24 protein-coding genes and 1 pseudogene are annotated in these 26,507 nt (G+C 69.3%); 10 read left to right on the forward strand and 15 right to left on the reverse strand.

From position 1 onward, the window contains the following. Positions 1-117: 117 nt before the first annotated feature. From ABGB18_RS06120 to ABGB18_RS06130, 3 genes are read right to left on the reverse strand one after another with little or no spacing between them, the layout of a single operon-like run. Positions 118-708, reverse strand: coding sequence for a hypothetical protein (locus ABGB18_RS06120; protein ID WP_347694367.1), 591 nt, complete (start codon positions 706-708; stop codon positions 118-120). Further along, positions 705-2,912, reverse strand: a complete 2,208-nt coding sequence (locus ABGB18_RS06125) for a hypothetical protein (protein ID WP_347694368.1) — start codon at positions 2,910-2,912, stop codon at positions 705-707. The genes ABGB18_RS06120 and ABGB18_RS06125 overlap by 4 nt, the downstream gene beginning before the upstream one ends. After that, positions 2,909-3,151, reverse strand: a complete 243-nt coding sequence (locus ABGB18_RS06130) for a hypothetical protein (RefSeq protein WP_347694369.1) — start codon at positions 3,149-3,151, stop codon at positions 2,909-2,911. The genes ABGB18_RS06125 and ABGB18_RS06130 overlap by 4 nt, the downstream gene beginning before the upstream one ends. Positions 3,152-3,841: 690 nt before the next feature. On the opposite strand from ABGB18_RS06130, the gene ABGB18_RS06135 reads away from it, so the two are divergent. Beyond that, positions 3,842-4,390 (forward strand): N-acetyltransferase, encoded by a 549-nt coding sequence (locus ABGB18_RS06135; RefSeq protein ID WP_347694370.1) that lies wholly within the window; start codon positions 3,842-3,844, stop codon positions 4,388-4,390. A gap of 354 nt (positions 4,391-4,744) precedes the next feature. Here the strand turns inward: ABGB18_RS06135 and ABGB18_RS06140 are convergent, their stop codons facing one another. Then, positions 4,745-4,957, reverse strand: coding sequence for a DUF397 domain-containing protein (locus ABGB18_RS06140; protein WP_347694371.1), 213 nt, complete (start codon positions 4,955-4,957; stop codon positions 4,745-4,747). Further along, on the reverse strand, positions 4,945-5,772 hold the full coding sequence (locus ABGB18_RS06145; protein WP_347694372.1) for a helix-turn-helix transcriptional regulator: 828 nt from the start codon (positions 5,770-5,772) through the stop codon (positions 4,945-4,947). The genes ABGB18_RS06140 and ABGB18_RS06145 overlap by 13 nt, the downstream gene beginning before the upstream one ends. 147 nt (positions 5,773-5,919) lie before the next feature. Here ABGB18_RS06145 and ABGB18_RS06150 point away from each other — a divergent pair, with 147 nt between their 5' ends. Continuing rightward, on the forward strand, positions 5,920-6,420 hold the full coding sequence (locus ABGB18_RS06150; RefSeq protein WP_347694373.1) for an ATP-binding protein: 501 nt from the start codon (positions 5,920-5,922) through the stop codon (positions 6,418-6,420). Positions 6,421-6,735: 315 nt separating this feature from the next. On the opposite strand, the gene ABGB18_RS06155 is transcribed toward ABGB18_RS06150, so the two are convergent. Together ABGB18_RS06155 and ABGB18_RS06160 are read right to left on the reverse strand one after the other, a co-directional pair. After that, positions 6,736-7,359: a Uma2 family endonuclease gene (locus ABGB18_RS06155; RefSeq protein WP_347694879.1), complete on the reverse strand. Its 624-nt coding sequence runs from the start codon at positions 7,357-7,359 to the stop codon at positions 6,736-6,738. A 317-nt stretch (positions 7,360-7,676) separates the two neighbouring features. Further along, positions 7,677-8,369, reverse strand: coding sequence for a TetR/AcrR family transcriptional regulator (locus ABGB18_RS06160; RefSeq protein WP_347694374.1), 693 nt, complete (start codon positions 8,367-8,369; stop codon positions 7,677-7,679). Between the two features lie 168 nt (positions 8,370-8,537). Between ABGB18_RS06160 and ABGB18_RS06165 the strand changes: the two genes are divergently transcribed. Next, positions 8,538-9,449: an NAD-dependent epimerase/dehydratase family protein gene (locus tag ABGB18_RS06165; RefSeq protein WP_347694375.1), complete on the forward strand. Its 912-nt coding sequence runs from the start codon at positions 8,538-8,540 to the stop codon at positions 9,447-9,449. Beyond that, a complete protein-coding gene (locus ABGB18_RS06170; RefSeq protein WP_347694376.1) occupies positions 9,446-10,333 on the forward strand; it encodes a Gfo/Idh/MocA family oxidoreductase in 888 nt (295 codons plus the stop codon). Before ABGB18_RS06165 ends, ABGB18_RS06170 begins: the two co-directional genes overlap by 4 nt. 36 nt (positions 10,334-10,369) lie before the next feature. On the opposite strand, the gene ABGB18_RS06175 is transcribed toward ABGB18_RS06170, so the two are convergent. Genes ABGB18_RS06175 through ABGB18_RS06190 form a run of 4 tightly spaced genes read right to left on the reverse strand, consistent with a single transcriptional unit; the run spans position 10,370 to position 14,834 of the window. Next, entirely contained in the window at positions 10,370-11,257 is an 888-nt protein-coding gene (locus ABGB18_RS06175) for a hypothetical protein (RefSeq protein ID WP_347694377.1), read from the reverse strand. Between the two features lie 56 nt (positions 11,258-11,313). Next, positions 11,314-12,336: an acetamidase/formamidase family protein gene (locus tag ABGB18_RS06180; RefSeq protein WP_347694378.1), complete on the reverse strand. Its 1,023-nt coding sequence runs from the start codon at positions 12,334-12,336 to the stop codon at positions 11,314-11,316. After that, positions 12,333-13,700: an APC family permease gene (locus ABGB18_RS06185; RefSeq protein ID WP_347694379.1), complete on the reverse strand. Its 1,368-nt coding sequence runs from the start codon at positions 13,698-13,700 to the stop codon at positions 12,333-12,335. The genes ABGB18_RS06180 and ABGB18_RS06185 overlap by 4 nt, the downstream gene beginning before the upstream one ends. 54 nt (positions 13,701-13,754) lie before the next feature. Beyond that, positions 13,755-14,834 (reverse strand): substrate-binding domain-containing protein, encoded by a 1,080-nt coding sequence (locus ABGB18_RS06190; RefSeq protein ID WP_347694380.1) that lies wholly within the window; start codon positions 14,832-14,834, stop codon positions 13,755-13,757. 46 nt (positions 14,835-14,880) lie between these two features. On the opposite strand from ABGB18_RS06190, the gene ABGB18_RS06195 reads away from it, so the two are divergent. Continuing rightward, positions 14,881-15,327, forward strand: a complete 447-nt coding sequence (locus ABGB18_RS06195) for a MarR family transcriptional regulator (protein WP_347694381.1) — start codon at positions 14,881-14,883, stop codon at positions 15,325-15,327. A 157-nt stretch (positions 15,328-15,484) separates the two neighbouring features. Here the strand turns inward: ABGB18_RS06195 and ABGB18_RS06200 are convergent, their stop codons facing one another. Then, on the reverse strand, positions 15,485-16,750 hold the full coding sequence (locus ABGB18_RS06200) for a Glu/Leu/Phe/Val dehydrogenase (RefSeq protein WP_347694382.1): 1,266 nt from the start codon (positions 16,748-16,750) through the stop codon (positions 15,485-15,487). Positions 16,751-16,989: 239 nt separating this feature from the next. Here ABGB18_RS06200 and ABGB18_RS06205 point away from each other — a divergent pair, with 239 nt between their 5' ends. From ABGB18_RS06205 to ABGB18_RS06220, 4 genes are all read left to right on the forward strand, one after another. Then, positions 16,990-18,513: an alkaline phosphatase D family protein gene (locus tag ABGB18_RS06205; RefSeq protein WP_347694383.1), complete on the forward strand. Its 1,524-nt coding sequence runs from the start codon at positions 16,990-16,992 to the stop codon at positions 18,511-18,513. A 5-nt stretch (positions 18,514-18,518) separates the two neighbouring features. After that, positions 18,519-19,244, forward strand: coding sequence for a class I SAM-dependent methyltransferase (locus tag ABGB18_RS06210; protein ID WP_347694384.1), 726 nt, complete (start codon positions 18,519-18,521; stop codon positions 19,242-19,244). Positions 19,245-19,324: 80 nt separating this feature from the next. Continuing rightward, positions 19,325-19,900 (forward strand): RNA polymerase sigma factor, encoded by a 576-nt coding sequence (locus ABGB18_RS06215; protein ID WP_347694385.1) that lies wholly within the window; start codon positions 19,325-19,327, stop codon positions 19,898-19,900. Then, positions 19,893-21,191, forward strand: coding sequence for a CU044_5270 family protein (locus ABGB18_RS06220; RefSeq protein WP_347694386.1), 1,299 nt, complete (start codon positions 19,893-19,895; stop codon positions 21,189-21,191). Before ABGB18_RS06215 ends, ABGB18_RS06220 begins: the two co-directional genes overlap by 8 nt. 127 nt (positions 21,192-21,318) lie before the next feature. On the opposite strand, the gene rocD is transcribed toward ABGB18_RS06220, so the two are convergent. The 3 genes and pseudogenes from rocD to ABGB18_RS06235 all read right to left on the reverse strand — a co-directional run. Next, positions 21,319-22,533, reverse strand: a complete 1,215-nt coding sequence (gene rocD / locus ABGB18_RS06225; protein WP_347694387.1) for an ornithine--oxo-acid transaminase — start codon at positions 22,531-22,533, stop codon at positions 21,319-21,321. A 2-nt stretch (positions 22,534-22,535) separates the two neighbouring features. After that, on the reverse strand, positions 22,536-23,333 hold the full coding sequence (ddaH, locus tag ABGB18_RS06230) for a dimethylargininase (RefSeq protein ID WP_347694388.1): 798 nt from the start codon (positions 23,331-23,333) through the stop codon (positions 22,536-22,538). A gap of 232 nt (positions 23,334-23,565) precedes the next feature. Further along, a pseudogene (locus ABGB18_RS06235) lies at positions 23,566-24,000 on the reverse strand (Lrp/AsnC family transcriptional regulator); the annotation flags it as partial. A 93-nt stretch (positions 24,001-24,093) separates the two neighbouring features. Between ABGB18_RS06235 and ABGB18_RS06240 the strand changes: the two are divergent. Next, on the forward strand, positions 24,094-26,442 hold the full coding sequence (locus ABGB18_RS06240; RefSeq protein ID WP_347694389.1) for a GH1 family beta-glucosidase: 2,349 nt from the start codon (positions 24,094-24,096) through the stop codon (positions 26,440-26,442). Positions 26,443-26,507: the final 65 nt, after the last annotated feature.

A 26,507-nucleotide genomic window follows, 5' to 3' on the forward strand; every position in this document is an offset into this window, starting at 1 on the left:
GCGAAGGCCAAGTCCACCACTGCCTCACCCGAGGCGATCATCTCAGCAGTCAACCACGCCTCCCAGCCTCCCACTGACCATGACACCCGAGCCCTCATCATGGGGGCTCGGGGGCTGTCAGGTGTGAAGGCTGCAGTTGTACACCTCGCCGTAGCGTTTTTGAGCGATGCGCATGAGTTCGGTCATGTCTTTAATCGCATCCCTGCCTTCGGCGACCTGGGGTAGGTATATGTCGATCAATCGCTCTTTGCTGCCGCAACGGAACTTTGCACTTACTTGGTACGGTTGGTCGGTGAGTGGCGGGTTGGGTAGGTACACGGCCATGCCGTCGCCGAGGTCGGTAGGGAGCACAACGCCGTCGTGCCTGCCATAGACCTTACGCCTGTCATCCATAAGAAAATCCAGATGTTCGCGAGACATCCCGGGCCCCTCCTGCATCCACCACACCTCTAGAGTCTGGGAGGTCGCAGCAGGCACTCGACAGTCGCCGTTCCTCTCATTGCCGTCGTTTTTCTCGACAAGGGATCCGGTGACACCACTGACGAGTCGAAACGCCCGCTCGGGGATAAGGGTACAGACGTATGGCGCGGAATCCACAACCTGCTGGAGGACGGGGACCGGTGTGGAGATGATGTCGGTCTCCGGGGTGCAGGCTGGGGCAAGCAACGTGAGAGCAGCCAGGGCGAGAGGAATACGAGCATGCCTCATTTGCTATCTCCGAAGGAGGAGCGGATATCAAGACCGAGATAGTCGTTCACATCACCTGTTGTGCGGAAGGTGTTTCTGAAACTATCGAGCAGCTCATTGCTTCCGCCAGCTTTGCGGGCCCACTCAAGGAGCTTGCTGTATTCCTGGGGACTCATCTCGACAAAGGGCTTGAGTGTCGGCGGAGTTCCAGCTGCGAAGGGCTGTTTTTCCAGGTCCAGTGAGTCGAGCGAACCCTTGTTCAGCATGGCTGTGGCGAGCATCTGCTCGGCCAGCCTCTCCACCGCCAACCGGTTGTCCCCGAGCGTCCGGTGCGTCTCGTCCAAGCCCCGCCCGTGTTTGGACAACTGCTGGGCGACCTGCTTGGCGATCTCGTCATACGCGGCTCCGGCGACATTGTCGTACGCCTTGCCGACCAACTCGCCGAAGGCTCCGGTGGCCAGTTGGCCCACCTGTCTGGCTCCTGGCACCGGGAGCAGCCCGATCGCGTTGCCCACCATGGTCTTCAGCGCTTCGTCCGCCTTCTTGTCGTCCAGGCCCTGGGCGATGAGTACTTGGCGGCGGATTTCCACGATGTGGCCGAAAGGACGTGCCTCCGCCACGGTTCGATCTGTCAGGAACTGCTTGATGTCGGCCTTGTCGACCCGTCCATCCCCGTCGAAGTCGTACTCCCTGACGTCGGCCTTCGTGAAGCCGAACTGCTCGGCGTTGGAGACGTCGAGTCCAACCGGAGGTACGGTGTCGAGCGCCGCTCGCATATGCTCCGTCTGTGCTCTCACCAGCGCCTCAAAGGCGGCGTCGTCGGCGGTAGCCAGCGCCAGCGCATAGGACATGTCCTTGGCCGCGACCTGGCCGAAGGTCGCATGGTCCAGGAGAAGTCGGGAAAGCTGGTCGATGTGGGCTGAGATTGCGCGGGCGAGTGGGTAGCTCAGAGGTGCGTACCGATTGAATATGTCCCTGTTTCTGATCTCAAGGTTGCCGTTGTCGGCTTTGCCGAAGGCGCCGCGTACCTCGTCGGCGAGGACCTTGGTCATTTCGGCGGCCAGCTTCTGGGAGGTCGCGTCCTGGCCGGTCGTCGCGGTCACCAGCATGTCGTTGAACGGCTTGTGGTCGCCTAGATAGGTGGAAGCGCCCCACCGAGTCGTCAGCAGGTAGTCCAGCACCGACTCCTTCCACCCGGCCGGGGTGTGGCTCAGCAGTGCGTGGGATGCCTCCCGGCTGGACTTCGCCGCGTGGAAAAGATCGTCCACGACCGATGCGGTGGCCTTCATACCCGGACTGCCTGCTTGAACGTCCGGCCTCAGCATGTGGCCCAGGCCGAGAGCGCCGGCCAGATCGACGATGGGGACCTGAACTCCCCCGAAGGCATGGCCCAACAGGTCCTTGCTCGCCGCCCATTGGTCCTTGCGCTGCTCGTGCTCGTAGACGATCACGTCGCGCCCGACGACCTCCATGAACTCCTTCGAGAACGGCGGCTTCCCGTCGTGGGCACGCCAGATGAGAGCCTGTCCCTGGTAGCCCGAGTACGTCGTGCTGCCTGACGCATGCTGGGCCCGGCCCTCCTTCACCAGATCCCTGAGGAAGTCGGCGCCCACGTACGCGGGATTCTTCGGATCGGTTCCTTTGGCCAGAGCCGTGCTCAGCATGGCCAGGGCCTTCTTGCCTTGGCTGGAGAGCTGGGCCACAAGCTTGGCATCTTCGCGGCGCCTGGCGTCGCGCAACTGCGCGGCGAGCGAGCCGGGCAGCCGTGTCACGCCTCGGGCGCCCAGCACGCCCAGGAACGCCTTGACGAACTCCGCGTCCCCAGCTCGCGTCGCATATTTCTCCAGCTCGGCCACTGCCTTGGCGTCCCCGTCCGTGGCCTTCAGGGCGGCACGGCCCGCCAATGTCCCGTCCAGCAGACCCTTGGCGGCCTCCAGACCGTCAGGCATCTCCAGGAAACTCCCTGCAGGCGTGCTCCTGCCGAAGGTGACCTTCTGCCGCTGCAACTCGTGGACCAGTTTCTGCCGCCGCCGCAGATCCTCGGCTTGGGTCGTGACCCGCCCGGCCAACTGCCGCAGCCGCGCCGCCGGAGAGGTGTCGAGCCCGGCGCCTTGCAACTCGCCGTGCAGAGCCCGCGCCAGCTCCTCCAACCGCGTGGCCGCCTCGGTGTGCTTGTTGGCCATCGTGTCGAATTCGGGCTGCTTGACCCCGGTGAAGTCGGTCATGGCGCGTCCTGAAGCGTTGCCAGTTTCTGGTTCGCGCTGTGCAAGGCCTGCTTGAGCATGTCCCACAGCTCTCGCTGGTCGGCATGTACTTGAGCGTCGAACCGGGCGCCCGTCGGCCCCACCCATGCATCGTTCTCCATCAGGCGGCAGGAGAGGTTGAGCGTCCACCAGTGCTCGTCCGACAGCCGCTGGATCCGCTCCACCACGGCTCGCATCGCCTGGCGGTCGAGGTCGGCCACGGTGATCCCCCTGCACGGTTCGCTGCATCAGAACAGATCAGGAGGCGGCATCCTCCCGGCAGGTCCCACGCTAATCAACAGGACATCAACAGAACAAGCATAAATGAAGTGAAAGGCATAGCGGGTTCGAATTTAGTTCGAGAATGAGAGATTGTGCCTGGTTGGGGCTGGTCAGGTTGCCTGCTAAGGGGAAGGGCGGACGCGGTGTCAAGGGTCACTGTCTGGTAGAGATGTGATCTTTTGCCGGTCTTGTCGGATAAGAATTGACTGCGACCAATGGATCTCTTCCCCCTAATGAGAGTGAAACCCGGCGGCCGTTCGTTGAACATCAACTGAAACAGTCTGGGTGGGACAGAGGCCGGCTTGTCGACGAGTACACCATTACGGACGGGAAGGTCCTTGTCGCCGGAGGCAGACCGAGGCGGGGAGCGCAACTGCGAGCCGATTACGTGCTCGAATATCGTCCGGGCCTGCCCATCGCGGTGATGGAGGTCAAGCGGACGTCTATCAGCGCCGATGACGGCGTTGAGCCGGCCAAGCGGTACGCCAGGAAGTTGGAGGTGCCCTTCCGCCTACGCGACTGCCATGACGCGCCGGGAGCGGGCTCGACGAGTGCGCAGGGGGCACAGTGAGTTCCTGTACTCCTTTGCGGAGGGCGCAGGGAGATCCTTGATCGTTACCATTCGGGGGGTGGAGCTTCGAGAAGAGCGGCCGGGCGACGCGGGCGCTGTGCGTCACGTCCATTTACGAGCGTTCGGCGACCACGGCAAAGTCGTGGCCGACTTGGTCGACACCCTGCGCCACGGCATCCGGCCCGGCGGGGGGATCGCGCTTGTGGCCGAGGCCGCCGGGCAGGTCGTGGGGCACGTCATGTTCACCCGCAGTCTGCTCGATGCCCCGCGGCGGCTGGTCGACGTGCAGGTGCTCAGCCCGCTGGGCGTGCTGCCTGAGCGCCGGCGGCAGGGCATCGGCTCGGCCCTGGTCCGCGCTGGGCTCGCGACTCTCACCGAAACTGAAAGCCCCCTTGTCTTCCTGGAAGGCGACCCCGGCTACTACTCCCGCTTCGGGTTCACCTCGGGGGCGGATCTCGGCTTCCGCAAGCCGTCCCTGCGCATCCCCGACGCCGCCTTCCAGGTGATCAAGCTTTCGGCGTACGAGCCGTGGATGACGGGGACGCTGGTCTACTCGGAGCCGTTCTGGCGTCATGACGCCGTCGGACTCCGTGACCCCGACGGCTGACGACGCCGGTCAGGATGCGCGTTGGCCTGCGTGGCTACGGCGGCGGCACGGCCAATCAAGCCGGGCACGAACCCGGGCGAGGGTCCGGCCCCGGTTGGCGAGACCAACAGGTCAGCGCGCCGGTGCATCGGCAGCGCGTGGACGACCAGCACATATACGCACCAGGCCTGCAGATTCACGCCGAGACTGACTGGTGCGGCGCCCACTCCCGCCGGGCGCGCAGCAGTGTGCACCCGGCCGCACCGGCAGGCGACCGTGTGCAGATTGTGCTGGAGCCGCCCGGGCCACCACCAGCGCAATCTCGACCTGCTGGTGGGCGGCGGAGGGTCTCCTCCGCAAGGCGGTCGGTAAGAGCTAGTCGAATTCGCCATCCTTCACGCCCTCGATGAAGGCGTTCCACTCGCTCGGGGTGAAGATCAGCACGGGGCCGATCGGGTTTTTGCTGTCGCGGACACCCCGGCGTCCTCTTGAGAGTTCGGCGACCTCGACGCAGTCACCGCCGTCGGGGCCCGATCGGGTGGACTTGCGCCATGCGGCAGTGCTGAGTTCCTGAGTCAGGTCTTCCATCGCTGCAGGGTCTCCTTGATCAGTTCTAGGGATTCGCCTTGGGGGAGTGCGTCGGAGCGAATCGCCTCATATCTGTATGTTAGGACTTTCACGTCCTCAGGTCGCTCCGTTACCCGGCTCATGATTCCAGCGGATTCGACATATGCCGTGTCGAAGACGCCATGAGCTTGAGCGATAGAGAATCCGCCGGCAAGGCCAGTCGTGCAGTAGGCCTTTAGTGGGAGAACCTGGATCGTGGTCCGGGGCGCTTGCCCTGCCTCCAAAAGTTGAGTCAGTTGTGCCGACATCACAGAGAAGCTGCCGATGGGGCGATGCAGAACGGCTTCGTCGATGACGACCCACAATAGGGGCGGCTTGGGGCGTTGGAGGATGCTCTGACGCTCCATCCGCGCGATCACTCGCTCTTCGACCTGCTCGGGGGGCGCACCGACCTCCCCGCTCAGTACGGCCCTCGCATACCCCTCGGTCTGGAGCAGGCCCGGCACGACGAGCGGCGCCCAGGCGCGGATCGCCTCCGCCGTGGCCTCCACGTCGAGCCAGGGCCGGAACCACGGCGGGGCGGACGCGTGGCTGACCATCGGCCAGAGCCGCATCAGCGCCCCCTCCGCCTCCAGCGCCTCGTCGCAGTGGCGGGCGAACTCCTCAGTCGGCGACCGCCTGGCGGTCTCGATCATGCTGATCGTGCCGACAGAGTAGGACACCGCTTTCGACAGTCGGATCTGGGACCAGCCACGGGCTTTGCGGTGGCGTCGCAGTTCGAAACCGAAGAGTGCGGTCGGTGAGTCGGCGGGGCATAGCTCGCTTTCCTTCGGCATCTGAGCTCCTGGGGGATCGCCGCATTTCAACGAAGCTTTCACGGAATGGTTGATGGCTTAGCGAAGTCAATCAACTACTGAATGTAGCGAAACGCTGCGATGGTGGGAAGGCCGATCAGGGCCGACTTCTTCGAGTGGGGTGAAACCATGCAAGCAGCAAGCGCGGAGCCGAAGGTCATCGGTTCAATACATCTGCCGGGCATACCCGAATCCGTTTCGCACGCACGCTCCGAAGTGCGCAGATGGCTCGGCGACGAGCACCCTGCGATGGACGATGTCGTCCTGGCGGTGTCCGAGCTGGTGACGAACGCGCTCCAGCATTCCGGCGCCAGGCCGTATGACCTCATCGGCGTCGCCCTCAGCGTGACGGAGGAGATGGTTTACCTGGAGGTGCGCGATCCCGGCTCCGCGTTCTCGGGGCCTCACATCCGCCAGGAGCCCGCCGCGGAGGATGGCCGGGGGTTGTTGATCGTCCATGAGATCTCTCAGGACTGGGGCGTCCGCGAGCACGGCCGTGGCCTGGGCCGTACCGTCTGGTGCGCCATCCGTTCGGCTCTTCCGCGCCCGAACTGGTCGCCGGATCGGTGGGCCGATGCCACCTTGACAGACTGCTCGGCCAGGGTCGACCTCCCGGAGGGGAGTGGCTGAGCCGGGCAGGAACGTCCGGCCGAGACCCTCTCCATGGCTCCCGGCTGGGCCGGCCCCCGATGGACGCGCCTTCCCACCTTTCATCGGGGGCCCTTCGGCGTCCCCGCTGTCGCGCCGCAGGGCGTACGGGCTCGATGGATCAGTCGGTGACAGGGGCGAACAGCCCGGAGTGCGCCAGGCTCCACGAAGGAGGCGGAAGCTGAGCGGCGACCTGGGCGACAACTCGTCGTCTATGACCGGAGTGTTGCCCTCAGCCTCTCACGAGCAGGGCTGACCGAGCGTGCCGGGGATGACCGCAACGCCGGACCCTTTTAGTCAGAATCGCAGCTCCGCCCAGTCAATGGTGAGGGGGAGCGGGTTGGTGATCGCGGGGGCCGGATCGGCCTCCTTCATCAGCGTTCCCACGTGCTTGTAGAGCATCGGGGCGAGATCGAGCCGGTAGCGTTCGATGATCGACACGCCCGTCTGGTCGAGGCGGACGATCCAGTAGTGGGGGATGCCTGCCTTGGCGTATTCGCCGAGCTTGTCGGTCGTGTCCTGAGTTTCTGAGCCGGGTGACACGATTTCGACGACCAGCAGCGCGTGTTGCGCACGGAGCCTCTCGGCGCGCTCGCGGTCCAGGCAGTGGTACATCACCACATCCGGGCGGCGGTTCAGCAAGGGGGCGTCTCGCAGCCGGAGATCGGCGTCGTTGTTGACTGTGACGCACTCGTGCCCGCGGCTCATGGCCTGCCTGGCGTGGCGCTCCAGGAGATTGGCCAGTCGCCTGCCCGCGGTCTGGTGGTCGGGCGTCGGAGCCTCGCAAAAGACCACATAACCGTCCACGATCTCGATTGCCCTGGCGATCTCCTCCGGAAGTTCCTCGTATTCCTCCGCGGTGACACGACTGGGTTGAGGGCGGATGCTGTGGAGCCGGCTGCCTTCCGGCAAGACTGTCATCGGCAACTCCTTCAGGCGGCAAGGCCAGCTTACGTGCCACGAGCGGAGTGCTGGCCCTGTTCCGGTCGCGGGTCAGGCTGGGCTGAGCCGGCCCAGCGCGGCCTTCTCGCCGTGGCGCTCCCGCCAGGCCGTCGGGTAGAGGCTGAGCACTGCCTCCGCGATCGTGCACGTCATGACATCCCCCAGGAGACTCGAACGGCACCGGCCCGTTCGACGCGGCGCGGGGTGGCGAGCTGCTCGCGCAGCGCCTCGCGCCCGCCCTCGGTGATCCGGTACGGCTTGCGGCGCTTGGCCGACTCGACCGCCTCGATCCAGCCCTACTGAGCAAATCCCAGGGTCTCCGCCAGCAACCGCATCGAGTGCCGGAAGGCCGTGCGCCGGTCCTCGATGGCGTTCTGGAACTGGCCGAACACCTCGAAGTTGACCCACCCGTACAGTGCCGTCCAGGTCGAGACGGCCTGCCAGATGACGCTGTCGGGGACCCCGCGCATGAGCTCGCGGAATCCGGCCGCCTCCGCCTCCAGCGCGGGGGGCGGCTCGGTGGTGGGTGTCCTCATCGCGCCCGCCTGCCAGGCGTCGGAGACGATCCGGCCCAGTACGGTGACGTCGCGCACCCGGGCCGCGACCGTGTCCGGCGGGGCCTGGTAGCCGGGCACGGGGGAGCCGTAGATCAGCGCGTATTCGTGCGGGTGGGCCACCGCCCAGTCGCGCACGGCCTCGCAGGCGGCCAGCCAGCGGCGCAGGTGGTCGTCGCGGGGGCAGTCGGCCTCGGCCTGCTCCACGGCCGCGCCGACGGCGTTGTAGCCGTCGATGATCAGGGTGGTCAGCAGGTCGTCGCGGCACGGGAAATAGCGGTAGATGGCCGAGGAGACCATGCCCATCTCCCGCGCGACGGCGCGCAGTGACAGGCCGCCCGCGCCCTCCGTGGCGAGCTGGCGGCGCGCGATCTCGGTGATCTCCCTGGTGAGTTCGGCTCGGACGCGTTCTCTGGCGGTGCGGCTGGCTGTCATGGCCGGAGCTTATCAGAGCGGCGGAAAGAAACGAGAGCACTGCTCTTGACGAACGGCGCTCTCATGGGAGAGCATTGCTCTCGTTGGCCTGGTCGCCCCGGCCGCCGTCTTCTTTATCGTCTTTGCTATGAATGCGGTTCTTCGCATCGTCTGGAAGCAGGTCTGATCATGGGTAAGCATGTCGTCGTGGGCTCCGGCCAGGTCGGTTCGCAACTGGCAACCAAGCTGATCGCCCAGGGGCACGAGGTCACCGTCGTGACCCGCTCGGGCAGCGGTCCCGAAGGGGCGGTCAGGGTCGCCGCCGACGTCGCGGACCAGGCCAGGATGACCCAGATCGCCACGGGTGCGGACGCCCTGTACAACTGCGTCAACCCGCAATACCACCGCTGGCTGACCGACTGGCCGCCGATGGCCGCGTCGTTCCTGGCCGCGGCCGAGTCCAGCGGCGCGGTGTACGTGATGCTCGGCAACCTCTACCCGTACGGGCCCGTCTCGGTCCCCATGACCGAGGACCTGCCGCTCGCCTCCAGCAGTCCCAAGGCGATGGTGCGCGCGAAGATGTGGCGGGACGCGCTGGCGCTGCACGAGGCGGGCCGGATCAGGGCGACCGAAGTGCGCGGCTCCGACTACTTCGGACCAGGTTCCACCGACCAGTCCTACCTGGGCGACCGGTTCCAGGTGCCGCTCCGGGCGGGGCGGACGATCCAGGTCCCCTACCCCCTCGACATGCCGCACAGCTGGACCTACCTGCCCGACGTGGCCGACGCGCTGATCGTGGCCGGTACGGACGAGCGGGCCTGGGGCCGGCCCTGGCACGTGCCCACGGGCGACCCGCTGACCTTCCGCCAGATGGGCGAGCGGATGGCCGCCGTCCTGGGCCGCCCGGCGCCCAAGATGGCACAGTTGCCGTGGCCGCTGGTGCGGCTGGCGGGCCTGTTCTCGCCGATGCTGGGCGAGTTGCGGCACATCCGCTACCAGTTCACGGCGCCGTACGTGCTCGACTCCTCGGCGTTCCAGCGGACGTTCGGTCTCGCGCCTACCCCGATGGAGGCGGCGCTCAAGGCTACGCTCGACGCGTGAAGATAGCCATGATCGGCCTGGGCGACATCGCGGAGAAGGCCTACCTTCCCGTGCTCGCCGCTCAGCCCGCCCTCGATCTGCACCTCTGCACCCGCAACCAGGCCCGGCTGGACCGGCTCGGCGACACCTACCGGGTCGCCGCCCGGTCCACGAGCCTGGACGAGGTGATCAAGGCGGGGGTCGACGCGGCCTTCGTGCACGCGGCCACCGAGGCCCATCCGGGGCTCGTCGAGCCGCTGCTCAGCGCCGGGATCCACGTCTACGTCGACAAGCCGATCGCCTACACCCTGGCCGAGTCCGAGCGCCTGGTACGCCTGGCCAAGACCGAGGACAGGTCCTTGATGGTCGGCTTCAACCGGCGCTACGCACCCGGATATGTCGGACTTGCCGCCCTTCCCCGTCATCTCATCTTGATGGAGAAGAACCGCGACAATTACCCCGACGTCCCCCGACGGGCGATATTTGATGACTTCATCCATGTGGTGGACACCCTCAGATTCCTCGCCCCGGGCCCGGTCACCGGCACCACCACCCGGACCCGCGTCAAGGACGGCCTGATCGAGCACATGGTCCTGGAGCTCTCTGGCGCCGGCTTCACCGCCATCGGCGTCATGAACCGGGCGAGCGGCGCGAGCGAGGAGTCCTGCGAGGTCATGGGCGACGGCGTCAAGCGCCGCGTGGTCAACCTGGGCGACGTGATCGACTACCGCGACGGCGAGACGCTCACCAGGCGGCCCGACTGGGTGCCGGTGACCAGGCAGCGCGGCATCGAGCAGATCTGCCTGGAGTTCCTCGCCGCCGTGCGGGCGGACCGCAGGATCAGCGCGGACGACGCCCTGACCACCCACGCCATCTGTGAGGACATCGTCAGCCAGGCCGCCTGAGCCACATCGGCCCCCAGCCCTCAGTCTGCCCTGCCCTCAGCCGGGCCGCCTGAGCCGCATCGAACCCTCGGCCGGGCTCTCGGCGGCGGCGTCACGCCCGGCCGGCGGCTGCTTGAGCCGCATCGTCTCGTCGGCGCGGGCCAGCATGCGCTCGAAGACCCGGCCGCCCAGCCTGGTGATCACGGTGTAGCCCTTGGCGTCGCTCAGCGGGCTGGAGGACGACACGACGCCCGCCAGCGCGCCGCCGTACAGCGCGGGACCACCGCTGCCGCCCGCGGCGGCGTGGCAGTTGCGGGTGACCAGCAGGCCGGGGCCGTGGTGCAGGCCCTCGACGGCGTCGCCCACGCACCGGTGCATCGTCAAACCCGGATACCGCTTGCCCACCGGGTAGCCGAGCAGCTCCAGGCCACGCAGCCTGGTGCCCTCGGAGGTGGGCATCGGCCGCAGCCCGCGCCCGGTCACGGCCTCCAGCGGGCGCGCCCGCCGTACGACGCCGACCAGGCCGACGTCGTACGGCAGCAGGCTGGGTGAATACGGCTCGCTGCGCCACCGCTCGGGCACCCAGACGCGCTCGGCGGGCCAGATCCCCAGCCGCGGCCGCCCCCCGTCGTATCCCGGCAGGAAGGCGAGGTTCCTGAGCGGCCGGCCGTCGTGATACAGGCAGTGCGCGGCCGTCAGCACCAGGCTACGGCTGCGCGAGCCGACCACCGTCCCCCCGCACACCACGTCGGTGCGTGTGACCGGGTCGCGGCCGAGCACCACCCCGGTGAGCCGCCGCGCCCCCGTGTAGGGGCGCGGGACCGGTGCGTATCCCAGGCGGTCGCCGTCGGGAGTCAGCACCCTGGGGACGGGCACGTCACGTTGTGACGCCTCGGTCACGGCGGCTGGATCGAGCAGGACCACGGACAGCACCAACCTGAGCACCTTCCCACTCTACGGGGAAGATGATCAATGCTCTGACCTGCGACACTAAGGTTTGGTTAACTTGTGTATCGCGCTCCCAGCCCGCGCAGCCGCGCGTGCACCGACTCGTAGGCCCCGGCGTCGCCCCGGGCCCACGCCTCGCCCAGGACCGCCTTGGGAAGTTTGGCGACCATCGTGTAGTTCGTGTCGCACACGTTCCCGACCGGCGCCCGCCCGGCCTGGCTGACGAGCTGGTAGGCGTCCAGCGTGTCCAGCCCGGTCAGCTCAGACGTCCACGTCACCATGTCGTGCTGGCTGATCCGGTAGGCGTCCTCCAGCGGCCGGGCCGAGCCCGTGGACATCAGGTGCAGGTCGTCCTCCATCCGTGGCCAGGGCGTCGCCACCCCCTTGATCAGCTCGACCGCGACCACGGTGTTCATGGCCGACTCGACCGCGGTCCCGCAGACCTCGCCGTGCCCCTGCAGCCCGTGGCCGTCGCCGATCGAGAACATCCCGCCCTCGACGTTGACGCCCAGGTAGACGGTGACCCCCGCGCGCAGCTCGGGGGTGTCCATGTTGCCGCCGTGCGCGTCCGGGGTGATCGTCATGCGCGTCTCGTTGGCGGCGGGGGCCACGCCGACCGTGCCGTGCATCGGGTCGAGCGGCAGCGCCACGCTGAAGTCGCTGTTGCGGGCGTGGTAGACGGCCACGCCGTTCGCCAGGTCGATGTCGTACCGCCAGACCCGCTCCTCCAGCGGCGCGTGCAGCATCGCCGTGGTGTGGGTCGCGGTCAGCGCGCCGAAGTGCGGGAACGTCGTGGAGACCGCCCAGTCCCTGGCCGGCGTGATGGAGATGAAGTGCAGCGCCAGCGTGTCGCCGGGCTCGGCGCCCTCCACGTGGAAGGGGCCGGTCACCGGGTTCAGGTACGGGAACTCGCACACCCGCGAGGGCAGGTCGTCCACGCTCGTCACGCGGCCGCCGAAACAGTCCTCGGTGTACAACTCCATGATCGTGCCCGGCCGCACCTTGCCGATGGCCGGCCGCCCGCCGAAGGTGTAGCTCAGCTCCTCAGGCGTGGGGTGGTAGGAGACGACGTTCACTGAACCTCCGAGGGGAGTACGGGCCTGCGGCCGGTCGCGTAGGAGATGCCGAGGACGATCAGGCCGATGGCCAGCCAGATGCCGCCCACCCACTGGGCGGCGACGTTCTGGTTGATCACGACGGCCACCAGGATGACGAAGCCGATCACGGGCACGACCAGATGTGCCAGCCAGTTGGTGCTGCGCTGCCGGATGACGTAGTGCACGATCACGGCGATGTGCAGCAGCAGGAAGGCGGTCATGGCGCCGAAGTTGACCAGCGAGGTGAGCTCGCCGATGCCGTTGACCCTGGTGCTCATGAAGACTCCGAGCACCAGCGAGATCCCGGCGACCAGGAAGGTGGCGTTGACCGGCACCCGGTGTTTCTCGCTCACCTTGGCCAGGAAGGAGGGGAGCTGGCGGTCGCGGGCCATCGCGTACAGCAGGCGCGAGGTGGCCGCCTGTGCGACCAGCGAGTTGGCGAAGCCCCACGCGACGGCGGTGGCCACGGCGGTGAGCACCGACAGCCAGTGCCCGCCGATGAACTCGGCGGTGTCGTAGAACGCGCTGCCCGCGGGGTCGCCGTCGGCGATCAGGGCGCCGCGGTTCGGGGTGAGCAGCGCCGCCACCCAGGTCTGCACCACGAACAGCACCGCGGCCAGGCCCAGCGCGGCCACCATCGAGCGGCCGAGGCGGCGGGCGTCCTCGCGGTTCTCCTCCGCCAGGGTGGAGATGCCGTCGAAGCCCAGGAACGACAGCACCGCCACCGACGCGGCGGCGAACACCACCGACCAGGTGAACGAGGACGACTCGAAAACCGGCGTGAACGCGCCGGTCTGCGCCTTGCCCTGGGCCAGCGCGATGCCGGCGACGACCAGGAAGATCGCCAGCACGACCAGCTCGGCCACCAGCATGATCCGGGTGATCCGGGCCGTCATCTGGATGCCCAGGTAGTTCACCACGGTGTTGAGCAGGACGAACAGCACCAGCCACCCCCAGACGGGGATCACCGGCACGAACGAGTTCATGGCCACGCTGGCCACCAGGTAGAGCAGGGACGGTATGAGGACGTAGTCGAGCAGGATCGCCCAGCCGGCGATGAAGCCGACGGGGGCGGCGATGCCCCGGCCGGCGTACGTGTAGACGGACCCGGCCATCGGGAAGGCCCTGGCCATCTGGGCGTACGACAACGCCGTGAACGCCATCGCCAGCAGGCCGACGATGTACGCGAGTGCCACCATCCCCTTGGAGATGAAGAAGACGTTGCCGAAGATCCCGAACGGTGCGATGGGCACCATGAAGATCAGGCCATAGATCATCAGATCGGCGAAACCGAGGGAACGCTGGAGTTCCTGGCGGTAGCCGAACTGTTCGATTGTGCTCACGAACGGCTCCTAAGCTGCAAGGGGGGTGATTACGCAGATTAGAGCCAAAGTTTTCTAGTGAAAAGGTTTCTGTAGAAAGAAGTCCAGGCCATCGGCCCTGCCGAGGTGCACGGGATGCCGGATCTGCCTATCGAGCAGGGTGAGTGTGCCGCGCGCACTGGTGATGGTGGTGCCGTCGGCGACCGCGTCCAGCGCGGGCACCGCCAGCGAGCCGGCCCGCGCGCACAGCGCGGCCAGCATGGCGACGGCCTCGTAGCAGCCGTGGCCGTGCGCGTTGAGCAGGGGGGCGTCGGGGCCGAACCGGGCCGCGTACCGCTCCGCGAAGCCCTGGCCGGCCTCGGTCGGCAGGGCGCGGAAGTAGCCCATCGACGCGTACAGCTCGCCGGTGCCGTCGCCGCCGATGCCCAGCAGGCCGTGCTCCTCCAGCGCGCCGCACAGGCGGGCCGTGTCGAGCCCGGCGGCCGCGTACGCCCGGTTGAAGGCCATCAGGTCGCTGCCGATCAACGTCAGCAGGATCGCGTCCGGCCTGGCGTCGGCCACCCGGTCGAGCCAGCGCACCGCCTCGCCGTACCGGACGAAGCTCTCGCCCACCACGCTCGCGCCCCGGGCGTGCAGCCGGCGCCGCGCGCTGGCGTGCACCCGGCGCGGCCAGATGTAGTCGTTGCCCAGCAGGAACCAGCGGCGCGCCCGCCGCGTGCCGGCCAGCCACTCGACGCCCGGCGCGAGCTGCCTGTCCGGGGTCTCGCCGAGGAAGTAGACGCCCGGCGCGTGCCCCCCGCCCTCATACGGCGGCGCGTAGACGAACGGGACCCGCCCGGCGACCGCGGTGACCACCTCGACGCGTACGTCGCTCGCGTGGGCGCCCGCGACGGCCTGCACCGTGCCCGACCCGACCAGCCCGGACACCTCGGCCGCCACGTCGGCCGCGGGCCGCCCGCCGTCGATCAGGACCAGCTCGACCGGCCTGCCGAGGATGCCCGCGGCGGCGTTGAGCTCCTCGGCGGCCAGCACCGCGCAGTTGATCGCGCAGGGGCCCATCAGGCCCAGCACTCCGGACACGGGCACGACCAAGCCGATCCTGATCGCGTCCGAGGGCAGGACCCGCGCTTCGAAAGGATCGACTGTCGCCGCCACGCCGCCGAGTATCCTCCCTCTAAGCCCCCCGACGAAAGGACCTTCCATGACCGCCTCCGGCCTTGGGTCCTCGCTCGCCTACCTGCTCAGCCGCGCGGAGCGCGGCGTCAACCGAGGGCTGGCGGCCGTGCTCGCCGGAGAGGACGTCACGGTCGAGCAGTGGCGCATCCTGCGGGCGCTGGCCGACGGGCGGGGGGTCTCGATGGGAGAGCTGGCCGAGGCGGTGCTGATGCCGCACCCGACGCTGACCAAGGCGGTCGACCGGCTGATCGACCGGGCGCTGGTCTATCGCGGGCCGTCGAAGGGGGACCGGCGGCGGGTGGCGGTGTTCGTCTCCGGCCGGGGGGCCGAGTTGCTCGCGCGGGTGGACGGAGCGGTGGCCGAGCATCACCGGATGATCGCGGGCGCGTTCGGGCCGGAGCGGACGGAGCAGCTCATGCGCGACCTGGAGAGCCTGGTGGCGGCCCTCGACTACGCCGAGCTCAGACTCTGACCTGGCTGATGGTCCAGCCCGGGGAGGGCGCACGACGGCCCAGGCCAGCGCCTCCCCTTCCGGCATCGAGTCGTGGAGCCTCAGGCCGCGCCCGCGGGCCCTCCCAGGCGCACCACCCGGGAGACAGCCCTGAGGCCCGTCTCCCGAGCGCATGCCGTCAGTGGCACAGGCCGCGCACCTGGTGGGCTTCGGCCACCCGGCCCACGGCGATGACGTGCGCCGCCTGCCGGAGTGTCAGGCCGCGGTCGGCGGCCAGCGACGTGACCTCGGAGAAGGCGCCCCGCATGAGGTCGCTGAGCTTCAGCTCGACCTCACCCGGGCTCCACGAGCAGGGCTGCAGGCTCTGCACCCACTCCAGGTGGGACACGATCACCTCACCCGCGTTGGCCAGGATGTCGGGCACCACCGTGGTGCCGCCCGCGTGCAGGATCTCGTCGGCCTGCGGCGTGACGGGGCCGTTGGCGCCTTCCACGACCAGGCGGGCGCGCACGCGCGGCGCGTTGGCCTCGGTGATCGCCCCTTCGAGCGCCGCCGGGATCAGCACGTCCACGTCCAGCTCGAACAGGTCGTCGCGGGCGAGCGCGTCGGCGTGGCGATAGCCGGCCACGCCGCCGGACTCGGCGGTCCAGGCACGCAGGCGGGCGATGTCGAGGCCGCCGCCGGAGTGGACGGCGCCCGTGGCGTCGGAGACGGCCACGACCTTGCAGCCGGCCTCGGCGAGGAACTGGGCGAGCGGCGCGCCCACCTTCCCGAAGCCCTGCACGGCCACGGTCGTGCCCGCGGGCGCCCGGCCGAGCGCCGCCAGCACCGCGATCCGGACGCCGCGCGCGGTCGCGTCGGCGCGCCCGGACGAGCCGTCCGGTGCCATGGGCTCGCCGGACACCGGGTAGCCGGTGTTGAGGTTGTAGGCGTCCCTGACCCAGGTCATGGTGCGCTCGTCGGTGCCGACGTCGGCAACCGGGATGTCCTTCTCCGGGCCGATCAGCGGCAGGATCTCGTTGACGTAGCGGCGGGTCAGCCGCTCCAGCTCACGGTCGGTGAGCCGGGCCGGGTCCACGGCCACGCCGCCCTCGGCACCGCCGTACGGGATGCCGGCCAGCGCGCACTTCCACGTCATCCACATGGCGAGCGCGGTGGTCTCGTGAACGTCGGCGCCGGGATGGAAGCGCAGCCCGCCCTTGGCGGGGCCGCGTGAGACGTTGTGCTGGACGTGGAACCCCTGGACGACGTCCAGGCGGCCGTCCTCGCGCCGCACCGGGACCGAGACGGTCATCGAGCGGCGAGGCGTGGCCAGCATCGTGCGCAGCCCGTCGTCCAGCCCGAGCTGGTCGGCGGCCTGGCCGAGCTGGTGGAGAGCGGAATCGAGGGCCTGATGACCCGAGGTGATCAGGGCCGGCGTCGTTGACGGCACCATGATGCTCATGGAAGAGAGTCCTCCTGATGTTTACGCCCTGTTTGAGGGAAAGCGCCATTGCCTTCCACTTTTGGGCCTAGTCGTCACGATCATCCTAGGGCGGGGCGTTTGACCTTGCCGAGTTTTTTGGTAGAAATCCAGGCCGTGATCGAGATGCCGTGGACCGTGCCACTCTGGCAGGCTTGCGGGCGAGAGTGTGCTGAAACATTGAATCAGGGGGTGGGATGCCCGCACTCGTGGTGGGACCAATGCTGCGTTATGTCGATTCCGGCAGCGCCTCGATCTGGGTGGAGACCGCCGAACCCTGCACGGTCACGATCGAGGCGGACGGCAGGTCTTACCGGTCGCCTACCTTCACCGTGCACGGTCACCACTACGCGATCGTGGATCTGGTTGCGTTGTCCCAGGATATCGCGTCCTATTCGGTGAGCCTCGACGGGGAGCGGGTGTGGCCCGAGGAGGGCCGGCCGCCGAGCCGGATCAGGCTGCTGCCGCCCGACGGCGTGCGCCGGCTGGCGTTCGGCTCGTGCCGCACCAGCGTGCCGCACGACGTCGCGCACGTTCTCACGCACGGCGACGACGTGCTGCGTGCCTACGGCTGCCACCTCGCCCAGGTCGCCGACGGGGAGTGGCCCGACCTGCTGCTGCTCCTGGGCGACCAGGTCTACGCCGACAACCCCTCGCCCGAGATGCTGGAATACATCCGCTCCCGCAGGGACACCGAGCCGCAGGGCGAGATCGCCGACTTCGAGGAATACGCGGAGCTCTACCGCCTGGCGTGGACCGACCCCGACATCCGGTGGCTGCTGTCCACCGTGCCCACCGCGATGATCTTCGACGACCACGACCTGCGTGACGACTGGAACACCTCGCAACCCTGGCGCGAGCAGATGGCCAGGACCTCGTGGTGGCGCCGCCGGGTCGTGTCGGGGCTCGGGGCGTACTGGATCTACCAGCACCTCGGCAACCTCTCCCCGGCCGAACGCGCGGAGGACCCGCTGCTGCGGGCGTTGATGGACGGCGACGACGGCGGCGCGCTCGACGCGTTCGCCGAGAAGGCCGACGCCGAGCCGAGCAGCAACCGCTGGAGCTACGCCCGCGACCTCGGGCGCGCCCGCCTCATCATGGTCGACACCAGGTGCGCCAGGCAGCTCACGCCCGGCGACCGCCGCATGCTCGACCCGGGGGAGTGGGCCTGGCTGCTCGAACAGGTCACGGAGCCGGCCGAGCGGCTGATCATCGGCTCGTCCATCCCGTTCCTGCTGCCGGAGGGCGTGCACCGGGTGCAAAACTGGAACGAGGCCCTCAGCGACGGCAAATGGGGCGGCCTGGTGCGGCGGTGGTCGGAGAAGTTCCGGCAGGCCATCGACCTGGAGCACTGGGCGGCGTTCCGGCGCTCGTTCGAGGATCTGGCGCGACTGCTGGGCGGGCTCGGCAAGCCGGTGCTGATCCTTTCGGGCGACGTGCACTACTCCTACCTCGCCAAGGCCAACCCGGCCCCGGTCTACCAGGTGGTCTGCTCACCCATCCGCAACCCGCTCAGCCGCCTGCTGCGCTGGGCCAACGTGTTCACCCAGTTCTCGATCGCCACGCTGGTGGGCGGGCTGCTGGCGCGGCTGGCGGGCATCCCGCCGTCGCCGTTCAGGTGGCGGGTCACCAAGGGCCCCTGGTTCCAGAACGCGGTGGCCACGCTCACCCTCCCCGACGTGGTGACGTGGTACGAGTCCACCGGCGACCGCGTCAGACCGATCGACTCAGCGCTTCTACGCTGAACCCCGTGCATTCTTCCCATGACGCCGCCTACTCCGCGACCGTGCCGTTCTACGACCTGTTCCACGAGGACGGGCATGTGCCCGCGATCCGCCGGACCCTGCCACCGCTGCTGGCCGGCGTCCGGCGCGGTGTGATCGAGATCGGCGCGGGCACCGGTCTGATCACCGAGGTGATCGCCCGAGAGACACCCGCGGAGGTCTACGCCGTCGAGCCGTCGCTCGGCATGCGCTCCGTCCTGGTCTCCCGGCTGGCGGCCGACCCCGCCACGCTGAGCCGGGTGACCGTGCTGCCGTGCGGGGCGCTTGACGTGGAGGTGGACGAGCCGGTCGAGGCGATCGTGATGATCTCCGTCCTGCAGAACTTCGCCGCCGTCGACCGGGCCGAGCTGTGGCGGGTGCTGGCCAGGCAACTGGAGCCGGGCGGGCGGCTGGTGTTCAACTGGCGCGACCGCGCCCCCGCCGTGCCCGGCGAGGCGCAGGTGCTGGGGTCGTACCAGGTGGGCCGGCACGTCTACGAGATCTCCGGACAGGTGCTCGACGTCGCGGGCGAGAGCGTCACCACGCGTTTCGTCTACCGGATCCGCCAGCGCGGCGTGGCGATCAGTGAGGACGAGATGGTCAGTACGAACCACTGGCCCCCGTACGAGCGCCTGGCCACCGAGCTGCGAGCGGCGGGTTTCACCCCGGACGAGGCCCCCGACGGCCTGCGGATGTGGCGGCTCGTGAATTAGTGGGAACCGGGCCCCGGCATGCGGCCAAGAACAGGGTGACCGCATGAGAGAGGACCGGCACTGTGGTGGGTGTTCAGGATGTGCCTGAGACGCTTGATGACTCGACGCTGATCGGCCATTCGATCGCCGATCCGGAGAGCTTCGCGGCGCTGTTCGACCGGCACGCCGACGAGATCCACCGGTACGCGGCCCGCCGCCTCGGGGCGGAGCTGGCCGACGACGTGACGGGGGAGGTGTTCCTCGTCGCGTTCCGGAGCCGGGCGCGGTACGACCGTTCGTGGCCGGACGCCAGACCCTGGCTGTACGGGATCGCGACCCGGGTCGTCGCCCAGCATCGCAGGGCCGAGCGCCGCAGGACGGCGGCCCTGGCCAAGGTGGGCGTGGAACGCCCCGGCACGTTCGACGACCGCAGCGCCGACCGGGTCACCGCCGAGCAGCTCCAGCCCCGGCTGGCCCGGGCGCTGACGGGGCTCAACGCGGGTGAGCGGGATCTGCTGCTGCTGGTGGCCTGGGCGGACCTGAGCTACGAGGACGCCGCGCTCGCGCTCGGCGTGCCGATCGGCACCGTCCGGTCCAGGCTGCACCGGCTCCGCGCCAAGGTCCGCAGGGCATTCGGCGGCACCGACCCCTTCGCAGAGGAGGCCCAGCATGGATGAGGACGAGATCCGCGCGTTCGCGGAGGGCAGGCCCGCCGTGCCGCCCTACGGCGCCGAGGCCCGGGCGCGGGCCCGCGAGCGGCTGCTGGAGCAGGCTCGCGGCGCGGGCCGCTTTCGCCTGCCCCGGTTCGGCTGGCAGGCCGCGGCCGCGTTCGGGGTGACGGTCGCCCTGGTGGGCGGGGCGGCGGTGACCCTGTCGGGCAGGGGCCCGGACGGCGTCACCCCCGCCACGTCGGCGACCCAGGCGGCGGCCGGGGCACCGGACGACCTGGACCCACGCCCCGGCCAGTTCATCCTGGTGGAGTCGGACGTCATGTATCCCCTCTTCAGGATCGGGCGGAGCGGTGTGGACTCGCGGGAGCTCACCCGCGAGCACCGGAAGGTCTGGCAGTCGGTGGACGGAAGCGCGGACGGCCTGCTCCTGGTGGAAGGCCGCGCCTCCAGGCCGTGGCCGGACGAGTCGCTGCCCGAGGCCGCCGCGAAGGAGCAGCGGGGCTCCGCGTACATCGCACTCCCGGCCTGCCCGGGGGATCAGTACCGCCCGGACTATGCCTCCCTGAGCACCCTGCCGTCGGAGGCGGCCGCGATGCGCGCGTACGTCTACCGGGCGAGCGCCGCCCAGGTGAGCAAGGCCCAGGGCAAGCGCGTCGTCGGCACGGACGAGGCCGCCTGGGCGCACGTCAAGGGACTGCTCGAGGACACGTACCTGCCCAGGGCGCAGCGGGAGGCGCTGTTCGAGGCCACGAAGACGATCCCCGGAGTCGAGGTGACCGAGGGGGTGGCGGACGGGGCGGATCGCGAGGGAGTGGCCCTCGGCCGTCCCGACGTGGGAGGAAAGCTCACCCAGCTCATCTTCGACCCCACCACGCGCCAGTACATGGGGCTCCGGAGCACGGTCACGGACGCCGGACAGGCCAATGCCCCGGTGGGCAGCGTCGTGAACCTGACGGCCCAGTACGACGCGTCGGTGGTGGACGAACTGCCGGACGTGAAGACCCGCCCAATGAACGGCGGCACCTGCCACACCCCGAGTAGGCCACCGAGTGACGAAGCGTTCCCCATGGAGGCGCCGAGTGACGAAGCGTTTCCCACGGATGCGCTGAGCGAGGACGGGTTCTCCATGGAGGCGCCGAGTGACGAAGCGTTTCCCACGGATGCGCTGAGCGAGGACGGGTTCCCCATGGAGGCGCCGAGCGAGGACTCGGTGCCCGTGGAGCCACCGGGAGAGGCGTATCCGGTGATCACCCGGACGGTGACGGCATCACCGGAGCCGCCCCCGGCCGGCGATTGAGCACTTAGGTCGGCAACAGCGCGCACGTATCGGCGCCCGACCCTGTGAACCTCAGGAGCGTTCCCCTGGACAGGGCCCAACCACCGACGGTGGTTGGGCCCTCCCGTGCGAAGCCGTAAAAAATGGGTTATTTGATGGTGAAAGAGGAGATCGCGCCGGAGAGCTGCTCGATCGCCCAGATGAGGTCTTCCTCGGGGACGACGATCGGCGGAGCGAGGCGGATCGTGGAGCCGTGCGTGTCCTTGGCCAGCACCCCCCGCTCCAGCAGCGCCTCGGACACCTCGCGCCCCGTCGCCAGCGCCGGGTCGATGTCGATGCCCGCCCACAGCCCGCGCCCGCGCACCTCCACCACCCCCCTGCCGACCAGCTCGCGCAGCCGTGTGTGCAGCACCTCGCCCAGTTTGGCGGCCCTGGCCTGGTACTCGCCGGTGTTGAGCAGCTCGATGACGGCGATGCCGACCGCGCACGCCAGCGGATTCCCGCCGAACGTGGACCCGTGCTGCCCCGGCCGGATGACCTCCAGCACGTCCCGGTCGGCGGCGACGGCCGAGACCGGTACGACGCCGCCCCCGAGCGCCTTGCCCAGGACGTAGACGTCGGGCACGACCCCTTCGTGGTTGCACGCGAACGTCTGCCCGGTCCGCCCCAGCCCCGACTGGATCTCGTCGGCGATCATCAGGATGCGCTCGGCCGAGCACAGCGTCCGTACCTCGCTCAGGTAGCCGTCCGGCGGCACGATCACCCCCGCCTCGCCCTGGATCGGCTCGACCAGCACCGCGACGGTGTTGGCGTCGATGGCCTGCCGGATCGCCTCCGCCGAGCCGTAGGGCACGATCCGGAACCCCGGCGTGTACGGGCCGAAGTCGTCGCGCGCGTCCGGGTCGGTGGAGAAGCTGACGATCGTGGTGGTGCGGCCGTGGAAGTTGTTCTCCATGACGATGATGTTGGCCAGCTCCGGCTCGACACCCTTGACCTGGTAACCCCACTTGCGGGCCACCTTGATGGCGGTCTCGACGGCCTCGGCGCCGGTGTTCATGGGCAGGACCATGTCCTTGCCGGTGAGGTCGCCGAGCCCGGCGCAGAACCGCGCGAACTGGTCGTGGTGGAAGGCACGGCTGGTCAGGGTCAGGCTCTTGAGCTGCTCCTGGGCGGCCTCGATGATCTTCGGATGGCCGTGGCCGAAGTTGAGCGAGGAGTAGCCGGACAGGCAGTCCAGATACTTCTTGCCCTCGACGTCGGTGACCCAGGCCCCGTGCGCCTCGTGGATCACCACGGGCAGCGGATGGTAGTTGTGCGCGCTGCGGCGCTCGCTCAGCTCGATCAGCTCTGCGCTGCTGGTCATGATCAGTTTTCCCCCCTGATCTCAAGTGTGCAGCACTTGGGGCCCCCGCCCGCCTTGCGCAACTCGGACAGGTCGACGGGGATGACCTCGTAGCCGCGCCGCTTCAGCGTGAGCTGGAGGTTGGAGGCCTCGTAGTTGACGACCACGTTCGTGCCGTCGCTGACCGCGTTCAGGCCGAGCACCTCGGCGTCCTCGGCGGTCGCGAGCACCGCGTCCGGGAACATGCGGCGCAGCACCTCCTGGCTGCCCTCCGAGAAGGCCGCCGGGTAGTACGCGACGTTGTGCCCGTCGAGCGGGAACAACGCCGTGTCCAGGTGGTAGAAGCGCGGGTCCACCAGCGTCAGGGAGACCACGGGCCGGCCGAGGCGTTCCTGCGCCTCCTGGTGGGCGGCGAGGTCCGTGCGGAACCCCGTGCCGGCCAGGATGATCTCGTCGAGGGTGAGGAAGTCGCCCTCGCCCTCGTTGACGTGCCGTGGCTCGTGGGCCGGGTAGCCCCGCTCGGTGAACCACCGCAGGTAGGCCGGGCCCTCCGGGCCGCGCTGCGGGTAGGTGAACCGGGCGCCGTAGACGCGGCCGCCCACGACCAGGGCGCCGTTGGCGGCGAACACCATGTCGGGCAGCCCGTCGATCGGGTCGATCAGGCTGACCCGGTGCCCGAGCTCCTCGTACGCCGCCTTGAGGCCCTCCCACTGGCGGACCGCCAGGTCGCGGTTCGCGCCGGCCTCGGGATGCATCCACGGATTGATGGCGTACTCCACCGTGAAGTACTCCGGACGACACATGAGGAAGTGTTTGGGCATGCAGCGCTCCATCATTCGCTTACCAGGGGAAATCCCCCTTGTGGGGACGGAGACAGCCTAAGAATGTATGTTTATGCAGGCCAAGCGGTCCACATTGCGTGTTCGCGCGTGTCTGTTGCTTCTTTCAGCCGCCGGCGTGCGATCCGTTGCGCGGCTCCGGCACCTGCTCGTGGCGCGCCTCCGGCACGTGCTCGTGAAGGGCGTGGGGAGCCTCCGGGACGGCGGCTCCCGGTGGGGTGTCCACCAGCCGTGACAGCACGATGGAGCTCTTCGTCCGCACCACGAACGTCTCGGCGGCGATCCGTTCGATCACCCGCTCCACGTGCCGCACGTCCGTCGCCCTGATGTGCAGCAGCGCGTCCGCCTCGCCGGTGATCGTGGCGGCCGCCACCACCTCGGGGAACTTGGCCACCGCCAGCGCGATGTCCGAGGGCTTGGTCTTGCCCTGGCAGAACAGCTCCACGTACGCCTCGGTCGTCCAGCCGAGCGCCTGCGGCGCCACCCGCGCGCTGAACCCGGTGATCGCCCCCGCCCCCCGCAGCCGGTCCACCCGCCGCTTGACCGCGGACGCGCTCAGCCCCACCTGGTGCCCGATGTCGGCGTAGGTAGCCCGGGCGTCGTCCACGAGCGCCGCGATGATGTCACGATCGAGCCGGTCCAGTTCCACGCGCCTTGTATACCGCCTGGCCAGGCTGGCGCGCGACGAGCGGCGCGCGGGACACTGGGCGCTTCTGACAGTCATCGGAGGGTATGCGCCACCATGAGCACCGCAAGTTTTCCCCAGGGGTTCGTGTGGGGAGTGTCGACGTCGGCCTTCCAGATCGAGGGGGCCACTTCCGCCGACGGCCGCGGCCCCTCCATCTGGGACACCTTCTCCTCCGACCGGGCCGAGGCGTGCGACCACTTCCACCGCTTTCCCGAAGACGTGCGGTTGATGAAGGACCTGGGAATGGCCGCCTACCGCTTCTCGGTGAGCTGGCCGCGCGTCTTCCCGGACGGCGTCACGCTCAATCCGGCCGGGCTCGACTTCTACGACCGGCTGCTGGACGAGTTGCTCGCCGCGGGCATCACCCCGTACGCCAACCTCTACCACTGGGATCTGCCGCAGGCGCTGGAGGACGCGGGCGGCTGGCCGTCCCGCGACACCGCCCGCCGTTTCGCCGGCTACGCCACCGCGGTCGCGGAAAGGCTGGGTGACCGGGTCGGCACCTGGTTCACGGTGAACGAGCCGTGGGTGGCGGCGTTCCTCGGCTACGGCTCCGGGATTCACGCGCCGGGCCGGAAGTCGGCCGCCGACGCCTTCACCAGCGCCCACCACCTGCTGCTCGCCCACGGCCTGGGCCTCCAGGCGCTGCGCGCGGCCGGCGCCGCCAAGGTCGGCGCGGTGATGAACATCTCGCCCGTCATGACCCCGGCCCAGGTGAGCGACTTCGGCCGGCCGCTGTCGGAGGAGGACGCCGAGGCCGTGGCCAGGATCGACACCCTGGCCAACCGGCAGTTCCTGGACCCGCTGCTGCGCGGCGAATATCCCGCCGACCTGCTGCCGGTCATCGAACGCGCCGTGGGTCTCGACCACATCCACGACGGCGACCTGGCGGCCATCGGCCGGCCCATGGACCTGCTCGGCATCAACTACTACGCCCCCCTGGTCGTCCAGGCGCAGCCCAGCGAGCCCGCCGATCCGGCGTTCCCCGGCAGCGAGGGCATCCTCTTCTGTACGGTGCCCACGGCCGTCACCGCCATGGGCTGGCCGATCGTGCCCAACTGCCTTTCCCTGCTGCTCGGGCGCATCTCCCGCGACTATCCGGGCATCGACCTGATGATCACGGAGAACGGCGCCGACTTCGTGGACGTCGTGACCGGCGACGGGATCCACGACGTCGACCGCATCAATTTCATCGAGGAGCACCTGCGGGCTCTCCGCGCGGCCATCGCGGACGGCGCCCGCGTCCGCGGATATCTCGTCTGGACGTTGCTCGACAATCTCGAATGGGCCGACGGATACCAGCGCAAGTTCGGCCTCGTCCACGTCGACTTCGCCACCCAGCGGCGGCGGATGAAGGACAGCGCGCTCTGGTACCGGGACGTCATCCGCCGCAACGGACTGGCGGACACCCGGCCCAGACGGCCCACCCTGGAGACCGTGGCCGCCCGCGCCCAGGTCTCCAGGGCCACGGTCTCGCGCGTGGTCAACGGCGAGGCGTCGGTCAGCCCGGAGGTCCGGTCCTCCGTGCTGCGGGCCGTCCAGGAGCTCGGGTACGTGCCCAACGCCGCCGCGCGCAGCCTGGTCACCCGGCGTACCAACGCGATCGCCCTGGTCCTGTCCGTCCCCAGGAACGGCGGGGACCCGCTGACGGCCGCCGTCGTCCAGTACGTCACCAGCATGCTGGAGGGCGCCGGCAAGCAGATCACCCTCATGCTCGCCGACACGGCCGAGAGCCACCGGCGCATCGTCCAGCACGTGGAGGCCCGGCTGGTGGACGGGGTGGTGCTGCTGCCGCCCGACCGGGCCGACACGCTCGCCGAGCGGCTCTCGCGTACCGGCGTGCCGGTCGTGCTGCTGGGCAAACCGGCGGTGGCCTCGCTGGTGCCGTACGTGGACGTGGACAACGAGGGCGGCGCGGCGGCGGCCACCGAGCACCTGCTCTCCCGGGGCCGGACCCGCCTCGGCATGATCTGCGGCCCCATGGACCTGGTCACCGTCCAGGACCGGCTGGCCGGGCACCGGGCGGCGCTGCGCCGCGCGGGCGCGCAGCCCCTGCTCGCCCTGGCGGCCGACCTCGACCGCGCCTCGGGCGCGGCGGCGACCCGCCAGCTGCTCGGCGACAACCCCTCCCTGGACGCCGTACTCGCCGCCACCGACCAGCTCGCCATCGGGGCGCTGCGGGCGGCGCGCGAGGCGGGGCGGCGGGTGCCCGAGGACCTGGCGGTCGTGGGCTTCGACGACATCGACGCCGCCTCGGCCACCACGCCGGCGCTCACCACCGTGCGCGTCCCGGTGGCGGACCAGGCGCTGGCCCTCGCGCGGCTGCTGCTGTCGCGGCTGGAGGGCCGCCACACCACCTCGGTCGTGCTGCCGACCCGCCTGGTGGTCAGGGAGTCTTCCTAGAGGTACTCGAACAGGTGGGGAACACCTTGGACACCTTCGACAGGAGGTATTCCCCGTAGGTGCCG

This window comes from Nonomuraea sp. B12E4, assembly GCF_039871825.1.
In the GTDB taxonomy this organism is placed as follows: Bacteria; Actinomycetota; Actinomycetes; order Streptosporangiales; family Streptosporangiaceae; genus Nonomuraea.

Excerpts from the sequence above, each read along its gene's own strand:
- ABGB18_RS06120 (WP_347694367.1), bottom strand. The coding sequence starts at position 708 with ATGAGGCATGCTCGTATTCCTCTCGCCCTGGCTGCTCTCACGTTGCTT.
- ABGB18_RS06125 (WP_347694368.1), bottom strand. The coding sequence starts at position 2,912 with ATGACCGACTTCACCGGGGTCAAGCAGCCCGAATTCGACACGATGGCC.
- ABGB18_RS06140 (WP_347694371.1), bottom strand. The coding sequence starts at position 4,957 with ATGGAAGACCTGACTCAGGAACTCAGCACTGCCGCATGGCGCAAGTCC.
- ABGB18_RS06145 (WP_347694372.1), bottom strand. The coding sequence starts at position 5,772 with ATGCCGAAGGAAAGCGAGCTATGCCCCGCCGACTCACCGACCGCACTC.
- ABGB18_RS06150 (WP_347694373.1), top strand. The coding sequence starts at position 5,920 with ATGCAAGCAGCAAGCGCGGAGCCGAAGGTCATCGGTTCAATACATCTG.
- ABGB18_RS06155 (WP_347694879.1), bottom strand. The coding sequence starts at position 7,359 with ATGACAGTCTTGCCGGAAGGCAGCCGGCTCCACAGCATCCGCCCTCAA.
- ABGB18_RS06160 (WP_347694374.1), bottom strand. The coding sequence starts at position 8,369 with ATGACAGCCAGCCGCACCGCCAGAGAACGCGTCCGAGCCGAACTCACC.
- ABGB18_RS06165 (WP_347694375.1), top strand. The coding sequence starts at position 8,538 with ATGGGTAAGCATGTCGTCGTGGGCTCCGGCCAGGTCGGTTCGCAACTG.
- ABGB18_RS06195 (WP_347694381.1), top strand. The coding sequence starts at position 14,881 with ATGACCGCCTCCGGCCTTGGGTCCTCGCTCGCCTACCTGCTCAGCCGC.
- ABGB18_RS06200 (WP_347694382.1), bottom strand. The coding sequence starts at position 16,750 with ATGAGCATCATGGTGCCGTCAACGACGCCGGCCCTGATCACCTCGGGT.
- ABGB18_RS06205 (WP_347694383.1), top strand. The coding sequence starts at position 16,990 with ATGCTGCGTTATGTCGATTCCGGCAGCGCCTCGATCTGGGTGGAGACC.
- ABGB18_RS06220 (WP_347694386.1), top strand. The coding sequence starts at position 19,893 with ATGGATGAGGACGAGATCCGCGCGTTCGCGGAGGGCAGGCCCGCCGTG.
- rocD (WP_347694387.1), bottom strand. The coding sequence starts at position 22,533 with ATGACCAGCAGCGCAGAGCTGATCGAGCTGAGCGAGCGCCGCAGCGCG.
- ddaH (WP_347694388.1), bottom strand. The coding sequence starts at position 23,333 with ATGCCCAAACACTTCCTCATGTGTCGTCCGGAGTACTTCACGGTGGAG.
- ABGB18_RS06240 (WP_347694389.1), top strand. The coding sequence starts at position 24,094 with ATGAGCACCGCAAGTTTTCCCCAGGGGTTCGTGTGGGGAGTGTCGACG.